Raw genomic sequence first — 24,206 nt, 5'->3', positions numbered from 1 at the left:
ACCTAAAGGTTGAAATGGGGGCTGAGTTGCACGGTCTCACCAATGATGAGCAAGCCGGGCTGGGGGCCATACGCCGGCGCGCGCGCCACCAGGTCGCGCAGCCCGGTAGCGATGACAGTCTGCGTGGCGCGGGCACCGTCGCGCACGATGGCGGCCGGGGTATCGGGCGCCAGGCCATGCGCGATGAGCTGGTGGGCAATCTGCGCCAGGCGCTGTACGCCCATGTAAAAAACACGGGTCTGGCCCGGGCGCGCCAAGGCCTGCCAGTCGTGCGTGGCTTCGTCGTCAGCCAGGTGGCCGGGCAGAAATACACAGCTGCCCGCCAGGTCGCGGTGGGTCAGCGGAATGCCCGCCGCCGCCGAGCAGCCACTGGCCGCAGTCACGCCCGGCACCACTTCAAAGGCAATCGCCGCCGCCTGCAGGGCCTGCACTTCTTCGCCCCCGCGCCCAAACACATAAGGGTCACCGCCCTTGAGGCGAACCACCCGTTTGCCCAGGCGCGCATGCGCCACCAGCAAGTCATGGATGCCCTCTTGCGGCACGGCGTGATTGCCCAGGGCCTTGCCTACATATACGCGCTGGGCGGCCTGGGGGATCAAAGCCAGTACCTCCGGCGCGATCAGGCGGTCGTGCACCACCACCTCGGCCCGCTGAAGCCGGTCGAATGCCCGCAACGTCATCAAATCGACCGGGCCCGGGCCGGCACCCACGATGGACACGAATCCGCGGCTGGTTTGCTCCTGTGCGTCAAACGTCATGGCAGTCCCCCGGTCCCTGGTGAAACACCAGATCAGCCACAGGCTGTCCGCCCACCAGATGCTGGTCAATGATGCGGTCCATGTTGGTGGGCGTGACGTTGTAGTACCAGGTGCCATCAGGCTGCACGCACATGACCGGCCCGCCCTTGCAGGCGGCAAAGCAGCTCACCCGGCTGCGCTTGACGCGCATCTCGCCGTCGTGCAGCCCGGCCGCCTTGAACTTGTCGCCCAAGCTGTCGAACAGCTCCTGCGACGCACCATCCTGCGTGCAGCGTGGGCCGGTGCAGATCAGCAAATGGCGTTTGTAAGCGCCAATCCTGGGTTTGACCACCGCTTCTTCGCTCATGCTTCAGATTCCTCGGTACTGGCAGTTTCTTCCTTGACGGCCTCTTCTTCAATTGGCGTGGTCAGCACGGCCTCGATGTAGTCCGCAGGCAGTTTGTGCTGCTGGGCCAGCGCGGCAATGCTGATGCCCTCCGCGTGGTCGGCGCGCAGATTTTCCATCCAGCCCAAAAGGCCGGTGGATAGCGAGCGCCCTGCCCTTTCCCCTGCACGGGTACTGCCGCCATCGTCCAGGTCGTACTTGTTGGCATAGCCGCGCGGCGTGACCATCAGGCCATGCTGCACGAAGGTGTGACTGTTGCCAATCAGCACCGTGGTGAGCATGCCGATGTCGCAGTCGCTCATCTTGTCCAGTGTGGTGAACTCGATGCGCTCGCGCCTGCGGTAAGCCGACTTGACCACGGCCACCGGCGTGTCGGGCTTGCGGTGCCGCAAAAACAGCTGCTGTGCCTGCACGATCTGCTGGGTGCGGCGGCCGCTCTTGGGGTTGTACAGCGCCACCACAAAATCCGATGCCGCCACCGCATCCAGCCGGCGTGCAATCACCGGCCAGGGCGTGAGCAGGTCGGACAGGGAGATCGAGCAGAAGTCGTGCGTCAACGGTGCACCCACCAGTGCCGCGCAGGCATTGATGGCCGACGCGCCCGGCACGACTTCGACTTCCACGTCAGACTCCGGCGTCCAGCCGGCCTGGAACAGCACCTCATAGGTGGGCCCGGCCATGCCATACACCCCAGCGTCGCCACTGGAGATGAGCGCAACCTTCTTCCCTTCGCGGGCGCTGGCCAGCGCGTGCACCGCGCGGTCCAGCTCTTCAGTCATGCCTTTGCGCACGACCTCCTTGCCTTCCAATAAATCGGCCACCAGCTTGATGTAGGTGACGTAGCCCACCACCACATCGGCCTCGGCAATAGCGGCACGGGCGCGCTGCGTCATATGGTCATGGCTGCCGGGACCAATGCCCACCAGCATGATTTTCCCTTTGGGGCCGGTCATGGGCTCACCGCCGTGCCAGCCGATGCAACCGGCTTCGAGCGTTCAAAAGTTGCATGCAGCACCGGACGCAGCCAGCGCTGAAACGCCGCACCGCATATCAGCCCCATGCAGGCCCAGAACGACAACGATACCCAAGTGGTGGCCCAGATGAACTGCGTGCCAAGTTCGCGCAAAGCAAGCTGCGCTGCGCCGCTAAAGCCAGCCAACGGGTCGGCGCTAATGTGCGGTGCACCCACCACAAAAGGCAAAGCCAGCCACGCCGCTGCGGCAGCCCAGCGCAAGGGATGACGCAGGCCCGCCAGCGAGGCACAGGCCAGTGCTGCGCTGCCCGCAGCCAACACCCACCAGCCCTGGCGCGAGCCCAGACGGGCCGCATCCATGCCGGGAATCTCGGCGTGCAGGCCCAGTGATGGCCAGAAGTGAAAGCTAAGCCAGCCCGCCGCAGCCACCAGCAAAGCCAGCGGCAGCGAACGCACGGCGGTGCCGCGCCACAGGCAGACACCCATCACGGCAAACACCAAAAGCGCCATGCTGAAGGCGTGCAGGACGTTGGCCACCCAGGTCCAGAAAATGCGCTCGGCCCCATCAGCCGGCGCCCATTCCTCGGCGCTGCCATGGTCATGCGCGTGTTCAGCTGCCACGCCTTCGGCGTGGACGTGCGCAGCGGGTGCGGGCGGCTCTGCGGGTGCCTCGACCTTTTGCCCCTCGTACACCTCGGCCGCCAGAATAATCGGCACGGCCTGCCACTGCTGCACACCGGACTGCACACTGCCCACCAGCAAGGCGGCAGCCAGGGCGGCCCAAATCAATCGTTGAAACAACATGAAAAGCTCCAGGGCTCAGTGGCAGGGTTTGACCGTGACGTGGCGCACGTCGTGGGCGGCGTTGTGGGCCAGCGGGCTTTCAGCAAAAGCCACGCCGTACAGCACCACCAGGCCCAAAGCGGCACCGGCGGCCAATTGCAGCAACAGGCTGCGGGTTGCGCTACCGCTCGCAACAAGGGAGATGGAAGATGCAGAAGATGCGTTCATGGGTTGCTCCATTTCAGGGTTGAGAAACAAAAAAAAATGACCAAGGAAAACTGTCACATGGGGCTAACGACACCGTGGCCCGTTGCTCTGCCGCGGCTGCGAGTTGGCTCAAAACCTGCCGCTTCGCGCGGACCTCTGACGCAGCAGTCGACGCGGGAACGATGAGAGGGAAGTTCATTGAAGGTTCCTTTCAGGGCTGGAACAAAAAAATTCCTTCATCTCACCACCCAATGCCGTACCAGCCCAGCCCGACGGTGACGTTGCGCGCCGGCTCGGCACCAGTACTGCGGCCGACGGTGAAATCCAGCGCGAGGCGTTCCGGTTGCAGCCACCAGCGAGCGCCCAGGTTGCGCTGGGTCGGGCTGTGCCGCACGGTCATGGCCTCGGCCACCAGGGTCAACGAGGGCGTGGCATCCCAGCTGAGCGCGAGATTTAGCAAAGGCTCGGTGCTGCGACTGGCGTGGTCCTTCTCGAACCCGAAATTGCCGTGTACCGCCACGGCCTCACTCGCCTGCCAGGTCAGCAGCCCCATCGCGCCGGAAGTGGTCGCCGCCCAGCGCGGTGCCTCGCGGCCATGCGCCGTGCCACGCCACGCCTTGAGCCCCCAGTTCAGCGCACCTGCTTTCCAGGCCGGGTCTACCCATTTGACCGCCAGGCCGCTCTCGAACCGGATGCCGTCGTCGGGCACAGTGCGCGCCATTTCGACATTGAGCTCCACGGCCTCGCCGAGGCCGCAGGCTGGCGACAAAACCCATGTCCTGGCCTTCGGGTCGGAGCTGCGTTTAAGCCAGCTCTCGACCTGGCAGGTGTCGGCACCAACAGTTCCGGCATCGTCGGTTCCCATCGGACGCCCTGCATGGGCCGCGAAGGGGAAGTAAGCCAGCAGCGCGACGGTGCTGACCATGGCAAGAAGAGAAGGTCTCGAAGGTCTCATTGTTTTCATTGGTTTGTCGAGGTTGAAATCATTGGGGCTCGTGCGCGCCGGAGCAGCGCGCCACCGACACCGTGGCGTTGCGTCCATCGGTGTCCCGGTACTTGTGTTTTTCGACCAGCAGTGCAATGGCGGGAACCGCTTGCCCGGCTTGCGATGCCGCCATCAGCAAGGCCGCCGCTTCGCTGACGGACGGGCTACCGGTGTACTTGCGCACCGTCTCGGACGGGTTGGGCACGGGCACGGCTGCCAGCTGTTCAGGGGTGTAGAAGGTCAACGGCCAGCCGTGCTGCGCGGCCAGGGCCAGCAGGCCCGGCTCGTCAGCCTTCAGGTCAATGCTGGCGGCCGCTGCCACGTCATCCAGCCGGACACCGGCCAGGGCCAGGGCCTCGTCCAGCGCCTTCTGCAGCGTGGCCAGCGGCGTGCCGCGGTCGCAGCCCAGGCCCACGGCGACTTGCATCGAGATGCGCTTCATGCTGCCGGCACTTGCGGCGGGCGGTACACCACCAGGCGCTCATTCAATTGCTGCCAGCGTTCAGCCGCGACCTCGGCGTGGGTGATCCACAGCACGGCCTTGAAGTGATTCAGATCAACATCTTCAAAGCGTTCAAATCTATGGATGGTGGCGGGCAGCGGCGTAGGCCGGGTCCACCAGTTCGGGCTGCCCGCCTCCTGCACCACGGCAATCGGCTCGCCGTTGACCACATGGGCCGACACGCGGGTGATGTTGATCTTGGGCGCCTCGACCTTCCAGCCCAGCTCACGGCCCAGAATGTCCACCGGAATGGTCTTGCCCACGTCGGAGGCAGTCGTCAGCACCGGGGTTGCCCCCAGCAGCGCGGCAACCTGCTCGGCCATGGCGTTGGCGCCGCCCACGTGGCCCGAGAGCACGGGAATGACAAACTGCGCCGCGTCATCGACCACCAGCACACCGGGGTCTTCATCCTTGCTCTTCAGGTGCGGCGCGATCAGTCGCACCACCGCGCCCAGCGAGACGAAGAACACCACCTGGTCAAAGTCGGTGAACAGCGTGGCGATCTCGTCGCGAAAAGCCCCGCTGTAGGCGCGCACCGGGTTGGGCAGGCCGGCCATCAGCGGCGCGAACTTGTCGGCCACGCAGACGCTGGCCTGGGGCAGTTGGCGCGCCAGTTCGGCGGTTTGCTGCGCGCCATGCTTGGTGATGGCAACCAATACCACGCGCACGGCCTGGTCGGTCGCCGCAACGGGTGTGGAATTGGCGTTTGACAGTGTGTCGGGGGTCATGCTTCGTTTTCCTCTTCAATTTCAGTGCTTGTTTTCTTGCGGCAGCCGCGCAGCATTTCGCCGCGTTCGCGGTTGGGGTTTTTGACCAGCAGCAGCGACAGGTAGTTGACCTTGGTGCCCTTGAGTTCGGCCACGTCGTGCACGATGCGCTCCACCGGGGAGCCAGCCTTCTCGATAAAACGGCTGTGCGCCAGCAGACCCCGGCGCGCCAGCAAATCAATCAGGTCATCGAGCAGCGGCTTGACCTTCATCAGCACCAGCGTGTCGAAATCGTCCAGCATGCGCTCCACCGCTGCAATGCCGTAGGCGGCCGGCACGATGGCGATCGTGTCGTCCTGCTCCGACAACGGCATGTGCAGTTGAGCGCACGCCGCGTTGAACGAGGTCACACCGGGCACGATGTCGATTCGCGCGTCCGCATCGAGCTCGCGCAGGACGCGCGCCAGGTAACAAAAGCTGGCGTAGGTGGAGGCATCACCTTCGACCAGAAACAGCACGTCTTGCCCGGTCGCCAACAAGTCGCGCACGGTCTCGGCCGCCTTGAGCCAATGGCGCGCCAGTTTTTCCACGTCATGCGTCATCGGAAACAGCAGTGACTGGTGTTTTTCGGGCAAAGGCAGGCCAGCGCGCAAAGCGATGTCCAGCGCATAGCTTTCCTTGCGCAGGCTGCGCACCGGGTAGGTCCAGACGGCATCGGCGCGCTCAAGCAAGGCCCAGGCGCGGCGGGTGATGAGGCCCGGGTCACCGGGGCCCAGCGATACGCCGTAGAGTTGACCGGGCTTAACCATGCTGAACTCCCGCCTGCGCACACACCAGCCACACCGGGTTCTCGGCCGCCATGCGGTTCATGTGCAAAATAGGTTTGCTGCGCGAGGCCTGGAGCTGCAGGACATCCCAGCTGGCGCCCAGGGTTTTGAGCGTTTCGACCGCCGTGCCCAGGTTTTCAATGGTCACAAAATTCATCACCAGCCAGCCACCCGGTTTCAGGCGTCTCAGAGTCAGCGCAATCAGCTCGGCCAATTCACCGCCCGAGCCACCGATAAACACCGCGTCCGGGTCAGCCCAGGCCGCCAGGCCCTCGGGGGCTTTGCCGTGCACCAGGGTATGGTTGCTGATGCCCATGGCCTGCCGGTTACGGCCCACGATGGTGCTGTCGTCGACGTTTTTCTCGATGGCATAGACATGGCCCTGGCGGCACAGCCGCGCCGCCTCCAGGCCGACCGAACCGGAGCCTGCACCGATGTCCCACACCACGCTGTCGGCACGCAGCTGCATACGCGCCAGCGAGACGGCGCGCACCTCGTTTTTGGTGATCAAGCCCTTATCCGGGTGACGCTGCTCAAAGCTGGCATCGGGCAGGCCAAACAACACCTGCGGTGCACGCAATTTGCTGCGCCACAGCAGCACCACGTTGGGGTCGGCAAACGGCATTTGGGCGGCGGCATGAATGCTGATTCCGCTGACGATGCGTTCATCGTTCTGGCAAAGGCGCTCGGCCACCGCCATTTCAAAGTCATCGGCCAGGCCTTCCGTCACCAGCATGCGGGCGATGCGATCGGGCGTGTTGTCGGGGCTGGTCAGCACGGCCAGGCGGTCGTGCTGGCGGATGTCGCGCAGCAGCGCGTACAGGCCGTGGCTGGGCTCGGCGCCTGCCACCCAGTCGCCCGCGTCGCGGCTGTGCACGGAAGAAAATTTCATTTCCTGCCACGGCAGCCCCAGGCGGGCGCAAGCCAGCTGCAGTGTAGAGACATTGGGCAGCACCTCGATCGCCTCGATGCACAGCCGCGAAGCCAGGTAAGCCGCAATGCCGTGGCACAGCGGATCGCCCGTGGCCAGCACCACCACGCGCTGCCCGATGGCCTGCGCGGCACGAATCCACTCGGGGACCTGCGACAAGGCTCCGGTCAGGTCGCGCTGCACCGCATCGGGGGAGATCTGCACGGCCAGCAACTGCAGCGTGCGTGCGCCGCCAATCACCAGCTGGGCAGATTGCAGATGCGCCAGCGCACTCTGGCTCAGGCTGTTGATGCCGTCGTCCAGCACGCCCAGGATGCGGCATTTTTCAATGGCTTCCACGGCTTCCGTGGTTTCCATGGCTTCGATAGTTTCGATCGGTTCAGAATTCAAGAGGCCTCCGCAATCTTGCGACCGTCAAAGTCGCAGACCAGCACTTTCAGTTCAAATTGATCGGGGTAGCGCGTGCGCAGGGTCTGTATGACCCGCTGCGCCAGCGCGGTGTGAAAGGCCTGCCCCAGGCCCAGCGCGTCCATGCGCTCGCCGGCGTAGCGGGCGGTTTCGTTGCCACGGATGGCATCGCACACATCGGGCGCTGCGCCCACGCTGGCAGCGAGTTCGGCCAGCAAACCTGTGTCCACCTCGGCCCGGCCCGCGTGGGTGATGGTTTCGCCTTGGGCAATCTTGGTGAGCTTGCCGACCATGCCGCCGATGACGACTTTCTTCAGGCCCGCCTTGACCGCCGCACCCATGGCGTAGCGCAGGAAGTCGCCCATCTGCACAAACGCGGGCTCGGGCAGTTCGGGCATTTCTTCCATGACAAACTTTTCGGTGCGCCCGCCGGTGGTGAGCACCACCACGCCGTGGCCCAGCGTGCCCGCTACCTGCACGCCCTGCACCACGCTGGCGCGGTAGGCAGCAGTGGAATACGGCTTCACGATGCCGGTGGTGCCCAGGATGGAGATACCGCCCAGAATGCCCAGCCGCGCGTTCAAGGTCTTCTTGGTCATCTCCTCGCCCTGCGGCACGGAAATGGTCACTTCCAGCCCCACTTCATCCAGCAGGCCCTGCCCCACGGCACGCACATTGGCCTCGATGTTGCGGCGCGGCACCGGGTTGATGGCCGGGCCACCCACCGCCAGACCCAGGCCCGGCATGGTGACCGTGCCCACGCCAAAACCACCGGCCAGCAACACCTGGCCCGGCAGATCATGACGCAGCCGCACATCGGCGGTGAGATGCGCTTTGTCGGTGCAATCCGGGTCATCGCCCGCGTCCTTGATGACCATGGCGTGGGCTGATGCGCCCCCACCCACGCCTCCACCCACGCCCTCAACGCGGCCATCCTGCACGGCGAAGGTCACCAGGTCGCCATTGGGCAGCAGGCACTCCACCGCATCGGGCACCTGACCGGTGACCAGGCCAATCACCGCCGCACGCGCCGCTGCAGCAGAACACGCACCGGTGGTGAAACCGGTGCGGGTGCCGCGGGGCGCGTCTTTTTTCATCATGCGGCGAGTTCCCTGGCCTCGGCCAGACCCAGGAGCGCATGGATGGCTGCCACCACCAGGGTAGAGCCGCCCTTGCGCCCACGGATCACGACCCAGGGCACCTCGGTTTCCAGGGCCATCAAGTCCTTGGATTCGGCGGCTGAAACAAAACCCACCGGCATGCCCACCACCAGCGCCGGGCGGGCGCCCTCTTCGTGAATCAGCCGCACGATCTCGATCAGCGCGGTGGGCGCATTGCCGATGCCGACGATGGCGCCGTCGATCAGGCCCAGCCGGTGTGCCTTGCGCATGGCCTGTACCGCACGGGTGGTGCCCTCGTCTTTGGCGGTCTCGATCACATCGGCATCGCTGATGAATTGGTGCGTGCGCATGCCGAAGTGCCCCAGGCGTGGCGCCGACAGACCGACGCAAATCATCTCGACATCGGCCACCACGCGGGTGGCGCGCGACACGATGGCGGCCAAACCCGCGTTAACCGCCGCGGGATGGAAATCGGTCAGGCCGTTGAAATCAAAATCCGCATTGGCGTGAATCATGCGACGCACAATGGGCCACTGGTCGAGGCTGTAGGCGTGCGGCCCCACTTCGCGGTCGATCACGGCAAACGAGTCGTGCTCGATGGCCCGGCCGGCCGCAGTGAGCTGCTCGGTGACAGTGTTGACGCTGCTCATGCCCGGACTGCGCTGGGAGCGTGCTGGTGATGTTCGTGATGCTCGTGATCGTGGGGATGATCGTGACCATGGTCATGGTGAGCGTCGTCATGGCGATGCCCTTGCCACTGCGCCGCTTCCGCGCTGACGGGCACCGCCGCCAGGCTCCCATTAAGCAGGCCCTGCACCCGCTCGGCCAGCAGCTCGGCCACCTCGGGCTCGAAACCAAAGTACGAACCCAGCGCGAAGCGCACACCAGGGTACTGCAGCCGCAAATGCGCCACCTGGCGCCCGATGCGCTGGATCAGCGTACCCGTGAACAGGTAGTACGGCAACACCACAATCTGGCGCAGACCGATGAGCGCCTGGCGCTGCACCACGCGTTCCAGCCGCGGGGTCGTGATACCCGTGAAAGCGAGGTCGACCAGTTCATGGCGACTCTCCTCCTGCAGCCAGCGCGCCATCTTGGCCATCTCGCCATTGGCCAGGCGGTCCGACGAGCCGCGCCCCAGCAACACGACACCGGTGCCACCGGGGTCGGGCATGTCCAGCGCCTGCATGCAATCGCGCAGCTGGCGCTGCAACACCGTCAGCAGCGGATCGCACACACCCAGGTGCGGTGCGTAGTCAAAGCGCACACCGGGAAAGCGCTGGCGGGCCTGCGCGATATGCGCCGGGATCTCCATCTTCACGTGGCCGGCCGCATTGAGGATCAGCGGCACCACGATCACCCGTTGCGCCTGTTGTGCAGCGCGCGCCAGTCCCTGGTCCACGCCGGTGTCGGCGAATTCGATGAAACACAGCTCGGTATGCCATTGCGGATGGGCCAGGCGCCAGCGCGCGGTAAAGGCCTCGATCTCGTCGTTACCGGCGGGCTCGCGCGAGCCGTGGCCCACCAGCAAAATGGTTGTCATGGTCATGGGGTCTCCTGGATGAGGTTTGAGACTGGGACGCTGGCGCGCCGGAAGCGATGCGTGAAACTGGCGTCATACAGCTTTGACTTGGCCAGGGTCGTCCACTGGCGCGCGCCCAGCGTCGGGCTGGCAATGATCATGGCCTGGCTGACAATTTTGGCCTCGCGGCACAGGCTCTGGATGGTGCTCACGGTGCCGCGAACGATCTTCTCCTCGCCGGGCCAGCTGGCCTTGTGCACCACCACGATGGGGGCATCCGGCGACCAGCCCGCCGCGGTCAACGCCGCGGTAACGCGGCCCATCAAGGTAATACTCAAGAAAATGCACAGCGTGCTGTGGTGCGCGGCCAGCACCTCCAGCGACTCGCCCTCGGGCATGGGCGTGCGGCCTTCCACTCGGGTAAAGATCACCGTTTGTGTCACCTCAGGCAGCGTCAGGCTTTCCACCGCAGCCGCAGCGGAGGCCATGGCGGACGACACACCGGGAACGACCTCGATGGCGATTCCAGCAGCGTCCAGCGGTTGCACCAACTCAATCAGCGCCCCATACAAACCGGGATCGCCGGTTTGCAGGCGCACCACGGTTTCGCAGCGCCCAGCCTGCTCAATCAGCCAGGCCGACATCTGCTCCAGCGTCATGTCCTTGCTGTCAACAATCACGCAACCCACTGGGGCCCAGCGCGTGGCAGCCTCGCTGACCAGCGAACCGGCAAACAGGATGGCGCCCGCACGCTCAATCAGCGCGCGGCCCTTGACGGTGATGAGTTCCGGGTCGCCCGGCCCTGCACCGACAAACCAGACCTTGCCCGACGCAGCAGTGTCGCGATCAGCCTCCGGATGCGAAGTGAGAGTTTTCATGATGTGTTGGGGTTTGAAGTTTGCTGGTGACGCGCTAGATTTTTGGCAAAGTCACCCACTGGCCCGAGAGCTGGTGCACGGTGATGCGATGATCAAACACCTCCTCCAGCGCGCGGTGCGTGGCGGCATCGGTGCAGGCCCCCTGGTGCGTCACCCGGCCTTTGTCCATGACGACCAATTCATCGGCCTGCAACGCGATTGAAATTTCGTGCAGCACGCTGACCACCGTTTTGCCGCCCGCCACCAGCTCGCGCACCATAAGCAGCCAGTCGGTCTGGTGCGGCGGGTCCAGGTTGGCAAGGGGCTCGTCCATCAGCAGCACCTGCGCCTCTACCGCCAGCGCACGCGCCAGCAGCACGCGCTGGCGCTCGCCGCCCGAGAGCTGGCCTAAGGGGCGGCCGCGCCAGTCCCAGGCCTGCGTGGTGCGCAGGGCCCGCTCCACCGCCGCGCGATCGGCCGCGCTGGGCGGCGCCAGCCAGGCCTGGTGCGGCAGACGGCCCAGCATGGCGACGTCGTAGGCGGTCAGATCTTCCGCCGAGCTTTCGTTCTGGCCCAGCCAGGACAGCTGCCGGGCACGCTCGCGCGCGCGCAGCGCGGCCAGCGGACGGCCCAGCAGGGCCACGTCGCCGGCGTGAGGCAGCAGGCCTGCCAGCACCTTGAGCAAGGTGGACTTGCCCGCACCGTTGGGCCCCACGATGCTGCTCCAGCGTGCCAGCGGCAGCGCCAGCGTTATGCCGTGCAACACTTCGACATTTCCGAGGCGAGCCCTGACGGCATGGGCGCCAACCGCTATGGGATTCATGGCGACCGGATCCATGGAAGCCATCACAATCCTGCCCCTCTTCCGGTATGCCGGTGCATCAGCCACAGCAGGTAGCCGCCGCCCAACACCGCCGTGAGCACGCCCACGGGCAACTCCTGCGGCGCAATCAGCCAGCGCGCCAGAATGTCGGCGGCCATCAGCAGCACCGCGCCCATCAGGCTGGACAGCACAATGAGCCGGCCGTGCGTCGTCTTGACGACCGAGCGCACCAGGTGCGGCGCGGCCAGGCCGACAAAGGCGATCAGCCCGGTTTGCGCCACTGCCGCACCGGTGGCCAGCGCCAGCACCGCCACCAGCGCGGCCCGCATCTGCGGCAGCTGCAAGCCCAGGCTTTGCGCGGTGGCCTCACCCAGCGCCAGGCCATCCAGCACATGGCTCATCATCCAGGCAGCAATCACGCTGACGGCCAGCACCAGGGCCATCACGGCACAGGCGGTCCAGTCCACAAACGCCGTGCTACCCAACATGAAAGACTGCATGGCCTGCATGATGTTTGGGCTCAGCAGCAAAATGAGCGAGCTGACGGCGCCCAGCACCACCCCCACGACCACACCGGCCAGCAGCAGCCGCAGCGTGTGTTGCACGCCCTTGGCCAGCACCAGGGTCAGCAACACGGCAAGCACGGCGCCGACAAAGGCAGCGCCCGTCAAGCCAATCCGCACGAGCCAATGCGCGGCCAGAGGCGATACGCCCAGCAGCACCATCGCACACGCCTCACCCAGCAAAGCACCCGAGGCGCTGCCCAGCAAATACGGGTCGGCCAGCGGATTGCGAAACAGGCCCTGCGCCACGGCGCCTGCCAGGCCGAACAGCGCCCCCGCCAGCCACGCACCAGCCGTGCGCGGCAGGCGAATCTCCCAGACGATTTGCATGGCCTGCGGGTCGCGTTGCATGCTCATCACGCTCTCAAAGCCGATGCTGCCCACGCTGGCGCCCAGCAGCAACAGCGCCGCGGTGGCCACCAGCAGTGCGCCGGCCAGCCAGAAGGCCTTGCGGTGCTGGTCATGCACGGCGAACGAACGGTCCGGTGCCCTCACCGCTGCTTGCCTTCAAGGCACTTGGCCATGATGCGCGCCGCCTCGGCCATGCGCGGGCCGGGACGCACCACCACGTCGGACTCGTCCACGTCGAACACGCAAATACGCCGCTCCCTGACCGCCTTGATGCTGCCCCAGCCGGGGTAAGGCTCCATGGCCTGCATGCTGCGGTTGCCGATCATGATCACGTCCGGATTGGCGCGCACCACAAATTCGGGGTTCAGCTTGGGGAAGGGGCCGAGCGACGCCGGCACCACATTCTTCACGCCCAGCCGGGTGAGCGTTTCGCCAATGAAGGAGGACTCGCCGGCGGCATAGGGCCCCCGGCTGACCTCAAAGTAAACCCGACTCTCCCTGGCTTTGGGCGAGAGCGATTGCGCGGCGGCCGAGACACTGCTGTCGATGACGCGCCACAGGCGGTCGGCGCCAACGTCGTCGGGAACCTCCAGCAGCGCGCCGAGCTTGCGAAGCACGCGCCGCACATCGGCATGGGTTTTTGGCTCCAGCGCCACGACTTTTATGCCCAGCGCCTCCAGCCGGCCGGTGGCCCGGGAAGACGTGGCCACCAGGACCACATCGGGCTTGAGCGCCACGATGCCCTCGATGTTGGGATCGATTCCGCCGCCCAGCACGGGCAGGCGCTTCACGCTGGCCGGGTAATTGGAATAACGATCCACCCCTATAAGGCGATGGCACTGCTCGAGCGCGCAGACGCTTTCGGTCAGCGAAGGCAGCATGCTGACGATGTGCTGCGGCGACTGCGCAAACGTGAGGGTCACGCCGCGGTCATCGGTCAATTGCAAGGGCAAGGCGCGGGCCGGCGCTGCCAGCACCAGGCACAGCAAAACCAGCCAACCGGCGATGCGCTTCACGGCGAGCCTTTCAGCGTGAGCGGCAACCCGGCCGCCATCAGGGTCACGCGTTCGCAGGCGCCGGCCACGTCCTGGTTGAGCCAACCCAGCGCATCGACAAAGGCGCGCGTCTCACGGCCCATCGGAATCACGCCCAGCCCGATTTCATTGCTGACCAGCACCACCGGACCGGCAGCCCCATGGATTGCGCTCGAAATCATGGCGATATCCGCGGATAAATCACGGGCTGGAGCTTCTGTTGGCCGTGAACTTTCACCTGGCCTTTCACCTGGCCTTTCCGCAGGCATCAAGCGATTGGTCAGCCACAGGGTCAGGCAGTCGACCACGACCAGGGTGTTGCTGCGGCTGCGCTGCGCGATGGCCTGCGCCAGGTGCAGCGGCTCCTCCACAGTGGCCATGCCGGGCAGCCGCTCGGCCCGGTCCTGCCGGTGGCGTGCAACGCGTTCGCGCATTTCATCATCCCAAGCCTGGGCCGTGGCGATGAACACGGCGCCATGGTCCGGTGAATCAGCCAGCCAGGCTTGCGCGAGCCTTTCTGCGCGACGCGACTTGCCGCTTCTCTGGCCACCCAGAATCAGTTCACTGCGGACCACCGGCATGTTCGTCATGGCGTGCTTTCGGGGGGCAAGGACGACCCGCCGGTGCCGGCCGTAGCGCCCACGGTTTGGCTCCAGGCCATGATGATCCGGTGCAATTGCTCCACGCCATCTGTCAGGGCGGCCGGACCTGGCTGCAGAATTTCGGCCGACTTGATCTCGAACAGCTGCCTGTTTCTGACGGCATTGACGTTTTCCCAGCCGGGGCGCGCCACCACATGCTCGGGGCGAAACTTGCGGCCGCACCAGGAGCCGAAAATAATGTCGGGGTTGCGCCGCACGATCTCGCTGCCGTCGGCAATGATGCGGTCCTTGCCCATGGCCTTGGCGGCGAGCTCGGGAAAGCAGTCGTCACCCCCGGCAATGCCGATCACTTCCGACACCCAGGCAATCCCGCTGATATGCGGGTCGTACCACTCTTCAAAATACACGCGCGGGCGGCGCTTGAGCGTGGCCGCGACCTGCTCAATCTCCAGCAGGCGGCGCTGCATGCCCTGCATTAACTCCAGGCCCCGCGCTTCCTGGCCCACCATGGCCGCCAGCTGGTACAGCATGGAAAAAATCTCGGCCACGCTGCGCTGGTTGAAGATCGTGACCTGAATGCCCTTTTTGACCAGTTGCGAGGCAATGTCGGCCTGCAGATCGGAAAACCCGATCACGCAGTCGGGCTGCAATTCCACAATCTTGTCTATCTTCGCGCTCAGGAAAGCGCTGACCTTGGGTTTTTCTTCGCGCGCACGCGGCGGCCGCACGGTGTAGCCGGAAATGCCGACAATGCGGCGCTCTTCACCGAGCAGGTACAACCACTCGGTGGGCTCTTCCGTCAGGCAGACGATGCGCTGCGGGCCATACAGTTGACGGACGGCCGAGGTGTCCTGCTGGCCAGCCAGCGCACGCCAGTCCATTTGCCAGCCCATTTTCTTGTCAGTCATGGCGATCTTTCAGGAACAGGCGCGCCAAACAACTGCGCGGTCGCAACCGGGCAGGAGGCGAACCAGGCGTGAAAATAACTGGCCCTCACCGAGGAGGTCGGCCCGGCCACAAACAGCGCCTCGCCCTCACCACGCAGCGTGCGCCCGGGGGCCGCCCGGGTTCGCGCGACGGCTTGCAGCGGCGTGACGCAGGTGGAGTAATGAAAAGCATGGCCGCGCAAGGTACCGCCCACCACATCGAGCTGCTGGGGGCCCAGGGCGGCGAGACGTTTTTGCATGCTGACGCTGCCGGGCAGCACGCCCCACATGGGGTAGCTGGCGCCATCGACTGTCACGAGCTGCTCAAACAGCGCCATCATGCCGCCGCATTCGGCCCAGACCGGCCTGTCGGCCTGCACATGGGCGGTAATACTGCTTTTCATGGCACGGTTGGCCGCAAGGGTTTCGCCGTGCAGTTCAGGGTAGCCGCCGGGCAGCCAGAGGGCGTCGCATTCAGGTAAAGCCGTGTCTACCAGGGGCGAGAAAAACACCAACTGAGCCCCCAGCGCACGCAAACAGTCGAGGTTGGCAGCGTAGAGAAAACAGAAGGCCGCATCACGCGCCACCGCGATGGTCCGCCCCTGCAGTGCACCGGCGGGGAAAGCTTCGCCCGGCGCTTCAGGCGCTTCGAAGGTCACGGACCAAGCCAGCAACTCTGTCGTTCCCATCTGCCCCAGCGGCGTACCCGCCAGCGCGTCGGCGGCCGCGTCCAGCCGCGGCAGGGCGTCACCTAACTCATCCGACATGACCAGGCCCAGATGCCGCTCGGGCAGCGTAAAAGCCTCGCTGCGCATTAGCGCGCCTTGCCACTGCGCCGCATCGCGCAGGCCGCCTTCCAGCATCGCGGCATGACCCGGCGAGGCCACGCGGTTGGCCAGCACGCCGGCGAACCGCAGGCCTTCGCGGTAATGCTGCAGGCCCCACGCCAGCGCGCCAAAGGTGCCGGCCATGGCACTGGCGTCAATCACCGCCAGCACCGGCAGGCCGAAGCGCTGCGCCAGGTCCGCGGCGCTGGGCTCACCGTCAAACAAGCCCATGACCCCTTCCACAATGATGAGGTCAGCCTCCTGCGCGGCGGCATGCAGGCGTTGGGCGCAGTCGGCCTCGCCGGTCATCCACAAATCGAGTTGGTGCACCGGCGCGCCGCTGGCCAGGGTCAGCCAATAGGGATCCAGAAAGTCGGGCCCGCACTTGAAGACACGCACCCGCCGGCCCTGGCGCGCGTGCAACCGCGCCAGGGCGCAGGCCACCGTTGTCTTGCCCTGGCCGGAGGCCGGGGCGGCGACGAGGATGGCGGGGCAACAAGCGTTGGACAATGGGATCCCTTTCCTTTTTAGGCGTTCACATCGTTCAGGCGGGCCTGAGTCGTCATCCCTAGAAGTTCACGCGCACCGCAGCCGTGAAGACCCTACCGGCTTCCGGATAAATTGACGAGGTGACCCCGGCGGTACAGGAAAAAGCCTGCGAGTAATACTTGCGATCGGTCAGATTGCTGACCCCCAGCGAGAACTCTGCATTTTTAAACTTGTAGGCATAGCGGGCATCCGCCGTGGCGTATGCCGGTATGGTGCAGGCGTTCGAAAAATCAGGGTGCTGTTTCGCCACCCAGTTGACACCGCCGCTGAGTCGGTGCGCTGCGGCCACTTGCCAGTCTGCCTGAATTGCCAGCGTTTGGCGCGGCGTCAGGGGAACGTCTTTTCCGGCGTAGGAACCGCTCCTGAAGCTGGCCTTGCGCAGCGCCGCATTAACCCGCATGTCAATGGTTTTTGTCAATGCGTGCGAGACCTCCAGCTCCAGTCCCTGGCGCCGCGTGGGGTCAAAATTGACGTTGGCCCCGAAGCCCGAAAAGGCGATTGGATTGGGAAAGAGCGGATCGAAACCAATCTCGTTGGTCAAATCACTGCGGTATGCACGAACTTCCGCCTTGCCTTCACCGTAATTCCAGCGCGTCCCCAGCTCCAGGTCTTTTGAGGTTTGCGGCTTGATGGGAATCAGGGGTGTCGTAAAGGAGAATTCGTCCGCATTCGCCAGCCTGAAGCTGCGCCCAACGCGCCCATACATCGTCACGTCCTGGCTCAAAGGCTGGCTGAGTCCAAGATCCCAAGCATGCAGGCGATCTTCCAGCCTGGTCGTCGGGGGGGTCAGGTCTTTCTTGATCTGTTCCGTGCGCAAGCCGACGCTCAGGCGTGTGCCCGTCGAAAGCAGGGTGACGTCATCCTTGACGTAGTAGGCGCGCGACTTCGCATTGCTCTCGGTGCCGAAAGCCCCTGCGATCACGCGTTTCCAATCGCTGTTATCCGTGCCGAAGATCAACACGTTGGACAGACTGGACCCTTTAGCCTCATGCCGTGCGCGCAAGCCCATGGTCGACGCATCCACGTCGTACTCGAAAACACTGGTGGGCCTGCGGCTGATGAATTTCTTGGTACGCCAGCCGAGATCAGCCCCGAGCTGCCAGTCGCCTACCAGGGCCTCGGCGAAAACACCCTGGCGCTCATTGTCAACGGATCCGTTGTCAAAGGGTCTGCTCGCCTGCTTCGGATTCGACGCGTATTGCGCGGCAGTCAGTCCGCCGGGAAGCCCGCTTTCCAGGGAGTCACGGCCATACCGGGCACCCAATCGAAGCCAGTCATTGCTCCACTGGCCCGTGAGTGAAGCACCATCAATGACAGAGTGAAAATTATCCCGATGATTGTCCGTTTCGCGGCGATTGGCCGCTACGTCAAGAGAAAAATCTCCGGCTGCTACCGTAGCGCTGGCACCTGCGTCACGCAGGCCATAACTACCCACCGCGCCATAAAGCTGCGCGGTATTGCCCCGTTTAACCCCTTTGCCAGCCTTGGTCGTGATCACGATGACACCGCCTGTAGCGCCCTCACCATACAGCACAGCCCCGTTGCCCCGCAAGACCTCGATGCGTTCCACGGAATCCACCGGGATGCCGGCCAGGCTGGGGCTGGAAAGATCGGCCTCATTGAGGCGCAAGCCGTCCACCACCACGACCTGATTGCTGCTAGCCGTCGCTCCAAAGCCTCGCAAATCCAGCGTAGAGTTGCCGCCCCCAAAAAAGTCGAGCCGTGCAGGCACGCCCAGCAGTTTGCTGATGGCCTCATTCACCGTGGTGGCCCCCGACTTTTGAATCTCATCTGCCGTGATCACGCTGACGCCAAAGGTCAGTCCGCTGCCAGACTCAGCAAAGCGCGTCGCCGTCACCACGGTCTCTTTCAATTGCGGCGTATCCGGGTTTTGCGAAAAGGAAGGAAATGCGGCGGCCATAGCCAGCGGAAGTACAGCAAGGCGTGCACCGGAAACACAGGTTTTCATGGGTCAAACAATCAACAAAATGCCCTCACCGGCTTCCCCGCCAGTGCATGAGCGTTACGAACGCTCGTCAAGTTACGGACGCGCGCGTTCACCTTGTTGGCCGGTATCCGGGCTGGCGGAACTGCTTTCATCGCCTTCCCAAGCGCGTGTTCAAGACGCTCAGTGGCTAGTGATGAAAGCTGAATGCGTCCTCCACTGTGAAGTGGGAGTGGCATTCGTCCGTTTACCGTTGCGGGGGCAGCGCAGGTTAAAAGTCGCAGCGCCTGCAGCCTAGGGTTGACCCTGACCGGATGGCTTTGACTTCCTCCTGCTTCCCGTTGAACTGCGGCATGTGAACCACACCGCGAGCACCAACAAACAGGATTCTACGCCGCCTCATGCGGCAAACCATACAATCAACATTGCCATGTCGAATCAAACCCAAATCGACCAGATCACCGAACGCGTCGAACGGCTGCTGGTGCGCTACGAGGAATTGCAGCGGACCAATGCACTGCTCAGCGAACAGGTCAGCGTCCTGACGCATGAGCGGGATTCACTCCGATCGCGGCTCGCCGCGGCGCGTGCACGCGTCGACGCCCTGCTGGAACGCCTGCCCGAAAACGGCGATCATGCGGCCCAAACGCCCGTGGGAACCGAATGATGAAACAGCTTGAAGTGCAAATCATGGGCCAGAGCTATCTGCTGAGCTGCCCCGAAAATGGCGATGCCCGCATGCTCGACGCGGTCAACCGGGTCGACCTTGCCATGTGCAAAATCCGCGACGCCGGCAAGCTCAAGGCGCGTGACCGGATTGCGGTTTTGGCGGCCCTGAATCTGGCGTTCGAATTGYCTGACCGCCCGGCCCAGGCGCCGGCTCCAGCCGTGAAATCCACAACGACCGGCAGCAGCACCCCCAGCAGCGCGGAGCACGCAAGCCAGCCGCAACTGACCGCCCTGCTGCAGCGCCTTGACAATGCCCTCGGCATTGACGGCCGCCTGCTCTGAAGCGGTTTCCCGCACGCCGCCCATGGCAGGCGGCATCCACCATCTTCCGGGCACGATCTGCGGCGAGGGCCTACAATCGAGCCTGTCTGCGATGCGCACCGGGCTTTATATTTCCTTGAACCAATGCTCATAGAGCTCGGGCTTGGTAAATTGTTTGGCAGGCGTGATCGTCTCGCGTCAGGCGAACCCGAAACCAAACTGCCCTCGCCCACCTGAACCCTGCGTTCAGGATGACGGTCCGGTGGCACTCGCAGACACCTTTATCCCTTTACCGGACGGTGTACCGCCGGCCCGCGCCGCATCCTTCGCCCGCTTTTTTCGGGCGCTCTGTTTCACCTGTCAACGGGGTCTTCAGGCTCTGGCAAAACATGACCCTCGAACCCCTGCTCATCCTTGAAATGGCCCTGCTGGGTGTCTGCACCGGTTTTCTGGCGGGCCTGCTGGGAATCGGTGGCGGCATGCTGATGGTGCCTTTCATCACCCTGATCCTGACTTCCCAAGGCTATCCGCCGGAGTACACGGTGAAGATGGCCGTGGCCACGTCGCTGGCCACGATCTGCTTCACCTCGCTGTCGTCGGTACGCGCGCACCACCAGCGCGGTGCGGTGCTGTGGCCCATCGTTCGCCTGCTGGCGCCCGGCATCCTGCTGGGTTCAGTGGTCGGCGCCCAGGTGGCGGTGGCGCTGCCAGGCAAGATCCTCGGGGTGCTGTTCGCGATCTTCGTGGCCTTCTCTGCCACCCAGATGTTCCTGAACCGCAAGCCCAAGCCCACCCGCACCTTGCCCGGCCACCTGGGAACCTTCAGCATGGGCGGGCTGATCGGCATGCTGTCTTCACTGGTGGGCGCCGGCGGCGCCTTCGTCTCCGTGCCTTTCATGACCTGGTGCAACGTGAAGATCCACGACGCCGTGGGTACGTCGGCGGCGCTGGGGTTCCCGATCGCGCTGGCGGGCACGCTGGGCTACATGTGGGCGGGCCAGGACCTGCCGCAGATGCCAGCCGGCTCGGTGGGCTACATCTATTTGCCGGGCCTGCTGGTGATTTCGCTGGCCAGCATCAGCACGGCGCCGCTGGGCGCGCGCACAGCCCACCGCATGGACATACAACCGCTGAAAAAGGTCTTCGCAGCAGTGTTGTACGTTCTGGCAGGCTACTTCCTGCTGCGCTGACGCAGGAGCCCAGGCAGCGTCAGCGCTTCACGCTGAAGCCGACCGTCTGCTCGATCCAGGCCGCGCCGTCGGTCAGCAAAAATCCCTTGAAAGCCTGCGCCACGGGCGGCAGGCGCTTGTGCTTGCGGTGCACCACGTACCAATTGAGCATCAGCGGGAAGCCCTGCACGTCAAGCACCGCGAGACTGCCCGCCTGCAACTCCCGGCTGACCGTGTGAGCTGACAGAAAGCTCACGCCCATGCCCGCGATCAGCGCCTGCTTGATGGTCTCCGTGCTCTTGATCTCCATGGCGATGTTGAGATCGGCGAGGTGCCCCCTGAAACCCTCCTCCATGGAGTTCCAGGTGTCGGAGCCTTTTTCGCGCACCACGAATGGCTCGCGGGCCAGGCGCGACACCGGGATGCGCTTCTTCCGAGCCAGCGGATGGTCAGGCGGCGCCACGATGACGTAGGGGTGCGGCGCAAAAGGCTCGCTCACGGTGTCCATGTCCAGCGGAGGGCGCACCATGATGGCCAGGTCGGTGACATTGTTGGCCAGCTGGTCCAGCAACTCTTCGCGGTTGCAGACGCCAAAGTTCAGCGTCACACCCGAGTGGCGCCGCGCAAATTCCACCAGCAGCCGCGGGAAGAAATAATCGCCGGCGCTGATGACGGCCACGTTCAGCTTGCCGCCCGAGACGCCCTTGAATTGCGTCATCGCCTCCTCGAGCTCCTTGAACTGCTGGATGATGAGCCGGCTGGAATGCAGCATCTCCACCCCCGCAGGCGTGAGGTGAATTTTCTTGCCCAGTTGCTCGAACAGCGGAAGGCCTGCGTGGTCCTCCAGCTTCTTCACCTGGATGGACACCGCCGGCTGGGTGAGGTGCAGCTCTTCGGCGGCCCGCGAAAAACTCAGGTGGCGGGCCACGGCCTCGAACACCTTGAGCTGGCGCAACGTGGCGTTCTTCATGCGGGTTTCCTTTTAATCCATAACTTAAACGTAATCAACATTATTAAATACTTTAACTATCGCTAATCGTTATTTTTTCCTACATTTGCTTCAAGCCCGGTGCAAGACGCACCGGCAGTGCCTCAAAAGCACCCAACCATAGAAGGAGACTTGCCATGTTCAATGCCCTGGATCACGCCGCCGACCACGCCGTCGAAGCCCACCGCCATGCCTACAACGCCGCTTTCGGGGAACTGGGCCTGAACTGGCACTGGGACGCCACCACCTACGCCCGCCTCCAGGCCCAAGGCCGTGACGCCGTGCGCACCTACCTGGAAACCGAGCAGTCGCACCTGCTGCGCGCCTACGAGGCGGACTTCCTGGTTGCCGCCATCGAAACCGCCAAGGTTCGTTGCTACGCCAGCATGGCGAATATCCCGGCACGCCCCGCCCCCTGCGTCAGCTGGGCCCGTGATTCGCGCACACGGCTGACAGCCTGAACCGCTCATTGGCCACGCCAGGGCGCGCAGACCGGGGTGCCGTTACCCGGTCTGCGCCGATTTTTTTAAAACTTGAGAGGTTGGTATGTCAAAACAATGGGTGCGTTTTCGAGACGGCAACACGATTCGCTTTGGAACCCTGGAGGGCGAGCGCGTGAGAATGTGGGACGGCGACATGTTCGCCGGCGCCACACACACGGACCGGATGTTCCCGCTGGCCGACGTGACGCTGCTGATGCCGGTACAGCCCGGCAAAGTCATTGCGCTGTGGAACAACTTCCGCGCACTGGGGGAAAAGCTCAACCTGCCCGTGCCTGCCGAGCCGCTGTACCTGCTCAAAGCCCCAAATTCCTACCTGAACCCCAACGAAACCATCCGCAAGCCCGCCTGCGACGGCAAGGTGGTTTTCGAAGGGGAACTCGGCATCGTGATTGGCAAGACCTGCAAGGCTGTTGCCGAGGGCCATGCGCTGGACCATGTGTTTGGCTACACCTGCGCCAACGATGTGACGGTGGCCGACATCCTGAACCGCGATGCGTCCTTTGCCCAATGGGTGCGCGCCAAGGGCTTCGACACCTTTTGCCCTCTCGGACCGGTGGTGGCAACAGGTCTTGACCCGACAAAGCTGGTGGTGAAAACTATCCTCAACGGAGACATCCGCCAGGACTACCCCATCAGCGACATGCGATTTTCAGTGCAGCAACTGGTGAGCCTGATCTCGAAGGACATGACGCTGTACCCTGGCGATGTCATCCTGTGCGGCACCTCGATCGGGGTGGGGTCCATGAAGCCAGGAAGCACTGTTGAGATCGAGATTGCCGGTATCGGCAGACTCAGAAACCAGTTCGAATAACTTTTTTGGAGCACGGTGTGAAAATTGCAATCATTGGCGCAGGAGCGATCGGCGGCTACGTGGGGGTGAAGCTGGCGCTGGCCGGCGAAGACGTTACCTTCATCGTGCGGGGCGCCAACCTGGAAGCCATCCGGAAAAACGGCATGAAACTCATCATGCATGACGGCGTGGAGCATGTTGCTTTCGGCGTCAAGGCCACCAATGACTACGCCGAGGCCGGCCCGCAGGACCTGGTGATCCTGGCGATGAAGGCACACCAGCTTGAAGCGGTTGCCGGCGACCTGCCCAAGCTCTTCGGCCCCGACACGGCGGTGGTGACCATGCAAAACGGCATCCCCTACTGGTACTTCCACCAGCACGGCGGCGCCCTCGAGGGCAGCCAGGTGCACAGCGTGGACCCTACCGGCATGATCGCGGAGATGATTCCGGCTCGACGCGTCATCGGCTGCGTTGTCTATCCGGCCTCGGAGCTGGTGGCACCGGGCGTGGTCAAGCACATTGAAGGCGACCGCTTCCCTTTGGGCGAGCTGGACGGCTCGTCAAGCGAGCGTGTCGCGCGTATTTCAGAGTGCTTCGGCAAGGCCGGGTTCAAGGCGCCCGTACTGGACAATATCCGCTGCGAAATCTGGCTCAAGCTGTGGGGTAACCTGACGTTCAACCCGATCAGCGCCCTGGCCCACTCCACGCTGGTAGACATTTGCCAGTTCCCGCTGTCGCGTGAACTGGCCGCCAGCATGATGCGCGAGGCGCAGGACGTGGCCCACAAGCTCGGGATTGAATTCCGCGTGACGCTGGACAAGCGCATCGCCGGCGCAGAAAAGGTGGGCAAGCACAAGACCTCCATGCTGCAGGATATCGAAGCCGGCCGTGCGCCTGAAATCGACGCACTCGTGGGATCGGTTGTGGAACTGGGCCGTCTCACGCAAACGCCGACCCCCCACATCGATACCGTGTACGCGCTGGTCAAGCTGCTCGCCAAGACCATGGAAGAAGAACGCGGCCAGGTGCGGCTTCAGTCCGCTGTTTGAAAGCGGCGCAGAAGGCTCAGGCCTGCGGCCAGGTCGAGCCGGGTCATGCCGCGACGAGGCTTGGTGATGCGGACCGCACCGGCCTGCGTCTGCAGACCTGGAGCCGCCACCACCTCCCCCCAGTCACTCGC

Annotated in this window: 28 protein-coding genes and 1 riboswitch; of the genes, 6 read left to right on the top strand and 22 right to left on the bottom strand. The window is 64.3% G+C overall.

Going from position 1 to position 24,206, the window contains the following annotated elements; translation table 11 throughout:
• Window positions 1–2: 2 nt before the first annotated feature.
• The 21 genes from cobA to AC1DUR_RS05925 form a co-directional block, all read right to left on the bottom strand.
• Window positions 3–758 carry a uroporphyrinogen-III C-methyltransferase gene (gene cobA / locus AC1DUR_RS06025; RefSeq protein ID WP_477721485.1) on the bottom strand — a complete coding sequence of 252 codons (756 nt, stop codon included), beginning with the start codon at window positions 756–758 and terminating at the stop codon, window positions 3–5.
• Window positions 748–1,104, bottom strand: a complete 357-nt coding sequence (locus tag AC1DUR_RS06020) for a (2Fe-2S) ferredoxin domain-containing protein (RefSeq protein WP_477721484.1) — start codon at window positions 1,102–1,104, stop codon at window positions 748–750. The genes cobA and AC1DUR_RS06020 overlap by 11 nt, the downstream gene beginning before the upstream one ends.
• Window positions 1,101–2,096 (bottom strand): precorrin-3B C(17)-methyltransferase, encoded by a 996-nt coding sequence (gene cobJ / locus AC1DUR_RS06015; RefSeq protein ID WP_477721483.1) that lies wholly within the window; start codon window positions 2,094–2,096, stop codon window positions 1,101–1,103. The genes AC1DUR_RS06020 and cobJ overlap by 4 nt, the downstream gene beginning before the upstream one ends.
• Window positions 2,093–2,920 carry a CbtA family protein gene (locus tag AC1DUR_RS06010; RefSeq protein WP_477721482.1) on the bottom strand — a complete coding sequence of 276 codons (828 nt, stop codon included), beginning with the start codon at window positions 2,918–2,920 and terminating at the stop codon, window positions 2,093–2,095. Before AC1DUR_RS06010 ends, cobJ begins: the two co-directional genes overlap by 4 nt.
• 15 nt (window positions 2,921–2,935) lie before the next feature.
• Window positions 2,936–3,127: a CbtB domain-containing protein gene (locus AC1DUR_RS06005; RefSeq protein WP_049764243.1), complete on the bottom strand. Its 192-nt coding sequence runs from the start codon at window positions 3,125–3,127 to the stop codon at window positions 2,936–2,938.
• Window positions 3,128–3,347: 220 nt separating this feature from the next.
• Window positions 3,348–4,070: a hypothetical protein gene (locus AC1DUR_RS06000; RefSeq protein WP_477721481.1), complete on the bottom strand. Its 723-nt coding sequence runs from the start codon at window positions 4,068–4,070 to the stop codon at window positions 3,348–3,350.
• A 19-nt stretch (window positions 4,071–4,089) separates the two neighbouring features.
• Entirely contained in the window at window positions 4,090–4,533 is a 444-nt protein-coding gene (locus AC1DUR_RS05995; RefSeq protein ID WP_477721480.1) for a cobalamin biosynthesis protein, read from the bottom strand.
• Window positions 4,530–5,321 (bottom strand): cobalamin biosynthesis central domain-containing protein, encoded by a 792-nt coding sequence (locus tag AC1DUR_RS05990; RefSeq protein ID WP_477721479.1) that lies wholly within the window; start codon window positions 5,319–5,321, stop codon window positions 4,530–4,532. Before AC1DUR_RS05990 ends, AC1DUR_RS05995 begins: the two co-directional genes overlap by 4 nt.
• On the bottom strand, window positions 5,318–6,109 hold the full coding sequence (gene cobI / locus AC1DUR_RS05985; RefSeq protein WP_477720380.1) for a precorrin-2 C(20)-methyltransferase: 792 nt from the start codon (window positions 6,107–6,109) through the stop codon (window positions 5,318–5,320). Before cobI ends, AC1DUR_RS05990 begins: the two co-directional genes overlap by 4 nt.
• The gene (gene cbiE / locus AC1DUR_RS05980; protein WP_477720433.1) at window positions 6,102–7,415 is read right to left on the bottom strand and encodes a precorrin-6y C5,15-methyltransferase (decarboxylating) subunit CbiE; all 1,314 of its coding nucleotides are present in this window, start codon (window positions 7,413–7,415) and stop codon (window positions 6,102–6,104) included. Before cbiE ends, cobI begins: the two co-directional genes overlap by 8 nt.
• 29 nt (window positions 7,416–7,444) lie before the next feature.
• Window positions 7,445–8,566: a cobalt-precorrin-5B (C(1))-methyltransferase gene (locus AC1DUR_RS05975; RefSeq protein WP_477720381.1), complete on the bottom strand. Its 1,122-nt coding sequence runs from the start codon at window positions 8,564–8,566 to the stop codon at window positions 7,445–7,447.
• Window positions 8,563–9,237, bottom strand: a complete 675-nt coding sequence (locus tag AC1DUR_RS05970; RefSeq protein ID WP_477720382.1) for a precorrin-8X methylmutase — start codon at window positions 9,235–9,237, stop codon at window positions 8,563–8,565. The genes AC1DUR_RS05975 and AC1DUR_RS05970 overlap by 4 nt, the downstream gene beginning before the upstream one ends.
• The gene (locus AC1DUR_RS05965) at window positions 9,234–10,136 is read right to left on the bottom strand and encodes a sirohydrochlorin chelatase (protein WP_477720383.1); all 903 of its coding nucleotides are present in this window, start codon (window positions 10,134–10,136) and stop codon (window positions 9,234–9,236) included. Before AC1DUR_RS05965 ends, AC1DUR_RS05970 begins: the two co-directional genes overlap by 4 nt.
• Complete coding sequence (cobM, locus tag AC1DUR_RS05960) at window positions 10,133–10,987, bottom strand: precorrin-4 C(11)-methyltransferase (protein WP_477720384.1); 855 nt, start codon at window positions 10,985–10,987, stop codon at window positions 10,133–10,135. The genes AC1DUR_RS05965 and cobM overlap by 4 nt, the downstream gene beginning before the upstream one ends.
• 34 nt (window positions 10,988–11,021) lie before the next feature.
• Complete coding sequence (locus tag AC1DUR_RS05955) at window positions 11,022–11,789, bottom strand: ABC transporter ATP-binding protein (RefSeq protein WP_477720385.1); 768 nt, start codon at window positions 11,787–11,789, stop codon at window positions 11,022–11,024.
• 23 nt (window positions 11,790–11,812) lie between these two features.
• Entirely contained in the window at window positions 11,813–12,847 is a 1,035-nt protein-coding gene (locus AC1DUR_RS05950; protein WP_477720386.1) for a FecCD family ABC transporter permease, read from the bottom strand.
• A complete protein-coding gene (locus AC1DUR_RS05945) occupies window positions 12,844–13,719 on the bottom strand; it encodes an ABC transporter substrate-binding protein (protein ID WP_477720387.1) in 876 nt (291 codons plus the stop codon). Before AC1DUR_RS05945 ends, AC1DUR_RS05950 begins: the two co-directional genes overlap by 4 nt.
• Entirely contained in the window at window positions 13,716–14,327 is a 612-nt protein-coding gene (gene cobU / locus AC1DUR_RS05940; RefSeq protein WP_477720388.1) for a bifunctional adenosylcobinamide kinase/adenosylcobinamide-phosphate guanylyltransferase, read from the bottom strand. Before cobU ends, AC1DUR_RS05945 begins: the two co-directional genes overlap by 4 nt.
• On the bottom strand, window positions 14,324–15,220 hold the full coding sequence (locus AC1DUR_RS05935) for a cobalamin-binding protein (RefSeq protein ID WP_477720434.1): 897 nt from the start codon (window positions 15,218–15,220) through the stop codon (window positions 14,324–14,326). Before AC1DUR_RS05935 ends, cobU begins: the two co-directional genes overlap by 4 nt.
• A gap of 23 nt (window positions 15,221–15,243) precedes the next feature.
• Complete coding sequence (locus AC1DUR_RS05930) at window positions 15,244–16,602, bottom strand: cobyrinate a,c-diamide synthase (RefSeq protein ID WP_477720389.1); 1,359 nt, start codon at window positions 16,600–16,602, stop codon at window positions 15,244–15,246.
• A 58-nt stretch (window positions 16,603–16,660) separates the two neighbouring features.
• A complete protein-coding gene (locus AC1DUR_RS05925) occupies window positions 16,661–18,610 on the bottom strand; it encodes a TonB-dependent receptor (protein ID WP_477720390.1) in 1,950 nt (649 codons plus the stop codon).
• Between the two features lie 81 nt (window positions 18,611–18,691).
• A riboswitch (cobalamin riboswitch) is annotated at window positions 18,692–18,980 on the bottom strand.
• Window positions 18,981–19,016: 36 nt separating this feature from the next.
• Between AC1DUR_RS05925 and AC1DUR_RS05920 the strand changes: the two genes are divergently transcribed.
• The 3 genes from AC1DUR_RS05920 to AC1DUR_RS05910 all read left to right on the top strand — a co-directional run bounded on the left by AC1DUR_RS05920 (window position 19,017) and on the right by AC1DUR_RS05910 (window position 20,766).
• Window positions 19,017–19,253: a DUF904 domain-containing protein gene (locus tag AC1DUR_RS05920; RefSeq protein WP_477720391.1), complete on the top strand. Its 237-nt coding sequence runs from the start codon at window positions 19,017–19,019 to the stop codon at window positions 19,251–19,253.
• Window positions 19,253–19,597 carry a cell division protein ZapA gene (locus tag AC1DUR_RS05915; protein WP_477721478.1) on the top strand — a complete coding sequence of 115 codons (345 nt, stop codon included), beginning with the start codon at window positions 19,253–19,255 and terminating at the stop codon, window positions 19,595–19,597. Before AC1DUR_RS05920 ends, AC1DUR_RS05915 begins: the two co-directional genes overlap by 1 nt.
• A gap of 368 nt (window positions 19,598–19,965) precedes the next feature.
• Window positions 19,966–20,766, top strand: coding sequence for a sulfite exporter TauE/SafE family protein (locus tag AC1DUR_RS05910; protein WP_477720392.1), 801 nt, complete (start codon window positions 19,966–19,968; stop codon window positions 20,764–20,766).
• A 19-nt stretch (window positions 20,767–20,785) separates the two neighbouring features.
• Here AC1DUR_RS05910 and AC1DUR_RS05905 read toward each other — a convergent pair whose 3' ends face one another.
• Window positions 20,786–21,715: a LysR family transcriptional regulator gene (locus AC1DUR_RS05905; protein ID WP_477720393.1), complete on the bottom strand. Its 930-nt coding sequence runs from the start codon at window positions 21,713–21,715 to the stop codon at window positions 20,786–20,788.
• A gap of 155 nt (window positions 21,716–21,870) precedes the next feature.
• On the opposite strand from AC1DUR_RS05905, the gene AC1DUR_RS05900 reads away from it, so the two are divergent.
• The 3 genes from AC1DUR_RS05900 to AC1DUR_RS05890 all read left to right on the top strand — a co-directional run bounded on the left by AC1DUR_RS05900 (window position 21,871) and on the right by AC1DUR_RS05890 (window position 24,075).
• Complete coding sequence (locus AC1DUR_RS05900) at window positions 21,871–22,194, top strand: HAD family hydrolase (protein ID WP_477720394.1); 324 nt, start codon at window positions 21,871–21,873, stop codon at window positions 22,192–22,194.
• Between the two features lie 85 nt (window positions 22,195–22,279).
• The gene (locus tag AC1DUR_RS05895) at window positions 22,280–23,047 is read left to right on the top strand and encodes a fumarylacetoacetate hydrolase family protein (RefSeq protein WP_477720395.1); all 768 of its coding nucleotides are present in this window, start codon (window positions 22,280–22,282) and stop codon (window positions 23,045–23,047) included.
• Window positions 23,048–23,064: 17 nt separating this feature from the next.
• Window positions 23,065–24,075 (top strand): 2-dehydropantoate 2-reductase, encoded by a 1,011-nt coding sequence (locus tag AC1DUR_RS05890; protein ID WP_477720396.1) that lies wholly within the window; start codon window positions 23,065–23,067, stop codon window positions 24,073–24,075.
• Window positions 24,076–24,206 lie beyond the last annotated feature (131 nt).

The organism is Polaromonas sp. P4_F4, assembly GCF_056401355.1.
The sequence above is the reverse complement of the archived record's forward strand: the minus strand, read 5'-3'. Positions and strand labels throughout refer to the sequence as shown.

Coding starts and splice junctions, on each gene's coding strand:
- cobA (WP_477721485.1), bottom strand. CDS start 758: ATGACGTTTGACGCACAGGAGCAAACCAGCCGCGGATTCGTGTCCATC.
- AC1DUR_RS06020 (WP_477721484.1), bottom strand. CDS start 1,104: ATGAGCGAAGAAGCGGTGGTCAAACCCAGGATTGGCGCTTACAAACGC.
- cobJ (WP_477721483.1), bottom strand. CDS start 2,096: ATGACCGGCCCCAAAGGGAAAATCATGCTGGTGGGCATTGGTCCCGGC.
- AC1DUR_RS06010 (WP_477721482.1), bottom strand. CDS start 2,920: ATGTTGTTTCAACGATTGATTTGGGCCGCCCTGGCTGCCGCCTTGCTG.
- AC1DUR_RS06005 (WP_049764243.1), bottom strand. CDS start 3,127: ATGAACGCATCTTCTGCATCTTCCATCTCCCTTGTTGCGAGCGGTAGC.
- AC1DUR_RS06000 (WP_477721481.1), bottom strand. CDS start 4,070: ATGAAAACAATGAGACCTTCGAGACCTTCTCTTCTTGCCATGGTCAGC.
- AC1DUR_RS05995 (WP_477721480.1), bottom strand. CDS start 4,533: ATGAAGCGCATCTCGATGCAAGTCGCCGTGGGCCTGGGCTGCGACCGC.
- AC1DUR_RS05990 (WP_477721479.1), bottom strand. CDS start 5,321: ATGACCCCCGACACACTGTCAAACGCCAATTCCACACCCGTTGCGGCG.
- cobI (WP_477720380.1), bottom strand. CDS start 6,109: ATGGTTAAGCCCGGTCAACTCTACGGCGTATCGCTGGGCCCCGGTGAC.
- cbiE (WP_477720433.1), bottom strand. CDS start 7,415: ATGGAAACCACGGAAGCCGTGGAAGCCATTGAAAAATGCCGCATCCTG.
- AC1DUR_RS05975 (WP_477720381.1), bottom strand. CDS start 8,566: ATGATGAAAAAAGACGCGCCCCGCGGCACCCGCACCGGTTTCACCACC.
- AC1DUR_RS05970 (WP_477720382.1), bottom strand. CDS start 9,237: ATGAGCAGCGTCAACACTGTCACCGAGCAGCTCACTGCGGCCGGCCGG.
- AC1DUR_RS05965 (WP_477720383.1), bottom strand. CDS start 10,136: ATGACCATGACAACCATTTTGCTGGTGGGCCACGGCTCGCGCGAGCCC.
- cobM (WP_477720384.1), bottom strand. CDS start 10,987: ATGAAAACTCTCACTTCGCATCCGGAGGCTGATCGCGACACTGCTGCG.
- AC1DUR_RS05955 (WP_477720385.1), bottom strand. CDS start 11,789: ATGAATCCCATAGCGGTTGGCGCCCATGCCGTCAGGGCTCGCCTCGGA.
- cobU (WP_477720388.1), bottom strand. CDS start 14,327: ATGACGAACATGCCGGTGGTCCGCAGTGAACTGATTCTGGGTGGCCAG.
- AC1DUR_RS05935 (WP_477720434.1), bottom strand. CDS start 15,220: ATGGACTGGCGTGCGCTGGCTGGCCAGCAGGACACCTCGGCCGTCCGT.
- AC1DUR_RS05925 (WP_477720390.1), bottom strand. CDS start 18,610: ATGAAAACCTGTGTTTCCGGTGCACGCCTTGCTGTACTTCCGCTGGCT.
- AC1DUR_RS05920 (WP_477720391.1), top strand. CDS start 19,017: ATGTCGAATCAAACCCAAATCGACCAGATCACCGAACGCGTCGAACGG.
- AC1DUR_RS05910 (WP_477720392.1), top strand. CDS start 19,966: ATGACCCTCGAACCCCTGCTCATCCTTGAAATGGCCCTGCTGGGTGTC.
- AC1DUR_RS05905 (WP_477720393.1), bottom strand. CDS start 21,715: ATGAAGAACGCCACGTTGCGCCAGCTCAAGGTGTTCGAGGCCGTGGCC.
- AC1DUR_RS05900 (WP_477720394.1), top strand. CDS start 21,871: ATGTTCAATGCCCTGGATCACGCCGCCGACCACGCCGTCGAAGCCCAC.
- AC1DUR_RS05895 (WP_477720395.1), top strand. CDS start 22,280: ATGTCAAAACAATGGGTGCGTTTTCGAGACGGCAACACGATTCGCTTT.